The organism is Novosphingobium indicum (genome assembly GCF_014645195.1).
GTDB classification, from domain to species: domain Bacteria; phylum Pseudomonadota; class Alphaproteobacteria; order Sphingomonadales; family Sphingomonadaceae; genus Novosphingobium; species Novosphingobium indicum.
In genome coordinates, this window is record NZ_BMLK01000076.1 from 1 (window position 1) to 2,503 (window position 2,503).

The 2,503-nt window shown below is 62.8% G+C and carries 2 protein-coding genes; both read right to left on the bottom strand.

Annotation, left to right across the window (positions count from 1 at the left end):
- Positions 1-35: 35 nt before the first annotated feature.
- The gene (gene istB / locus IEX64_RS24085; protein ID WP_066522210.1) at positions 36-881 is read right to left on the bottom strand and encodes an IS21-like element helper ATPase IstB; all 846 of its coding nucleotides are present in this window, start codon (positions 879-881) and stop codon (positions 36-38) included.
- Positions 878-2,380 carry an IS21 family transposase gene (gene istA, locus IEX64_RS24090; RefSeq protein WP_066522224.1) on the bottom strand — a complete coding sequence of 501 codons (1,503 nt, stop codon included), beginning with the start codon at positions 2,378-2,380 and terminating at the stop codon, positions 878-880. Before istA ends, istB begins: the two co-directional genes overlap by 4 nt.
- Positions 2,381-2,503 lie beyond the last annotated feature (123 nt).

A 2,503-nucleotide genomic window follows, 5' to 3' on the forward strand; every position in this document is an offset into this window, starting at 1 on the left:
ACGTGGTGCCTGCTTTGATTGACGCTGGCAAGCCGTTACTCGCAGGTTTGATTGTCGGCGCGCGACATTTCCTCGGTCGACTTGATTGTCGCGAAGGTCGGTGGCCGGCCAGCGCGTGATTGACGCTGGAGCGCGGAACGGCGGCGATAGCTTTCGACGTTCATCTCGAAGATCGTCGCGTGGTGAACAAGGCGGTCCACTGCGGCGAGCGTCATGGCGGGATCGGGGAAGACCCGGTTCCATTCGCCAAAGGGCTGGTTTGCGGTGATGAGCGTGGAGCGCCGTTCGTACCGTGCGCTGATCAGCTCGAAGAGGACGGACGTTTCGGCCTGATCCTTGGTCACATATGCAAGGTCGTCGAGGACCAGCAGATGATATTTGTCCAGCTTGGTGATCGCGGCCTCGAGCGCCAACTCACGGCGGGCGACCTGAAGTTTCTGGACCAGATCGGAGGTGCGGGTGAACAGGACGCGCCAGCCATTTTCGATCAGCGCGAGGCCGATTGCGGCTGCCAGATGGGTTTTACCCCCGCCCGGTGGACCGAACAGGATGAGGTTTGCGCCTTTTTCAAGCCAGCCATCACCAGAACACAGCGCCGTAACCTGGGCGCGCGAGATCATCGGCACCGCGTCGAAGGCGAAGCTGTCGAGAGTCTTGCCTGGTGGCAGGCGGGCTTCGCCCAGATGCCTTTCGATCCGGCGACGATCCCGTTCTGCGATCTCATGCTCGGCGAGCGCCGCAAGCAGCCGGGCGCCAGGCCAGCCTTCCTTGTCAGCCCGCGTGGTGAAGTCGGACCAGACCAGTTTGATCGCCGGCAGGCGCAGGTCGTTGAGGATGAGGCTCAGGCGCTGGGCGTCGATAGCGGGTGCGTTCCGGCTCATGCGGCTTCTCCCGTCAGAAGAACATCGTAGGTGGTAAGGGGGACCAGTTCCACAACGACATCGGGAAGCGCCGCCGGATCGGGAGCGAAGCGTGTCCGCAAGGCATCCATGTCAGGAAGACGATCGGCAGCCACGTCGGCGGCCAGCAGATCAGCAAGTTCGGCTTCGCAAGCCCTTTCGTGGGCCATGGCCAACAGTTCGACCATATGCCGGCAAGCGATCCGTTCCGGCAACGCGGCAATGAGCCGATCGAAGATCTGCCGATAAGGCTCCCGTGGGAACAGTTGATCACGATAGACCAGCTTCAGGAGCGCCATCGGTTTGCGCCGAAGGCTATGGATGACGTGCCGATAATCGACCACATGGCCGTGGGCACCATTGTTGAAGGACCGTCCCCGCTGCAGCGTCATCAGGTGGGTGCCGCCGATGAAGAGATCGAGCCGGTCATCGTAAAGCCGGACCCGTAGCCTGTGTCCGATCAGCCGTGAGGGCACGGTGTAGAACACCTTGCGAAGGGTGAAGCTGCTGCTCGATGTGACCGTGACGATCGTCTCCTCATAATCGCTGGTGCGGGCGCCGGGTAGCGGTTGCAATACCGCACGCTCGGCGTCGATGCGCGGGCCATTGCGCCGGTTCTTGCGGCTGACGACCTCGTCGATGAAGTGCCGATAGCTCGCCAGATCATCGAAGTCCCGCGATCCGCGCATCAGCAGCGCGTCCTTTATCGCCGCCTTCAAATGCCCGTGCGGGCTCTCGATCCCGCCATTCTCATGGGCAACCCCGCGGTTATTACGCGTGGGCGTCATGCCATAATGCTCGCACAGGGCGTCATAGCGCAGCGTCAGATCCTGCCGGGCGTCGGCATCCAGGTTACGGAACGCGGCTGACAGGCTGTCGCTGCGATGCTCGGTCGGGGCGCCGCCGACGGCCCACAGGGCGTTTTGCAGCCCCTCGGCCAAAGCGACATAGCTCTCGCCGCCCAGAATGACATGGGCGTGTTCGAAGCCCGACCACATCAGCCGAAAATGATAGAGGCGATGATCGAGCGGCACGCCGGCGACCGTTACCTCCTCATCCTTCATCTCGGTAAAGTCCGATAGGCCGAGCCGTCCTGGCTCATGCACCTGCCGGAAGATCACTTCCTGTTCAGGGCCATGAATGGCCCGCCATGCCCGGATACGTCGTTCCAATGTCCGTCGGATGCCTGCATCGAGATCAGGATGCCGGCGCAGCATCTCCTCGAAAATGGCAACCACCCGGACGCCAGGCGCAGCCTGGAGCAAGGGAACGACCTCTTCCTCGAATATCCCGGCTAATGGGTCAGGGCGCCGTCGCTCTCGCTGCGCCTGTCTTTGAGATGGGAGCCGAGGATCTCCCTCGATGCGATATGCCGTCGCCGGGCTGATACCGGCCTTGGCGGCCGCCACCGGCACGGCGTGGGTCTGTCGGAGCTTCATGTAGAGCCTCATCTGATGATCGTTGACGTGGCGGCCCGGCATCCGCGGCATCCCCTCTCGCGAAGTTATGCCTCTGAGTACCTGACCGGCCGCGACCACCAGAAACGCCCCTGAAAAGGGCGCCATCGCCACCTGCTGATCCGGCTCCGGGCTACGCCCTACGCC

Bases quoted from the DNA above. Each gene is read 5' to 3' on its own strand.
- istA (WP_066522224.1), bottom strand. From the start codon at position 2,380: ATGCCGGGCCGCCACGTCAACGATCATCAGATGAGGCTCTACATGAAG.
- istB (WP_066522210.1), bottom strand. From the start codon at position 881: ATGAGCCGGAACGCACCCGCTATCGACGCCCAGCGCCTGAGCCTCATC.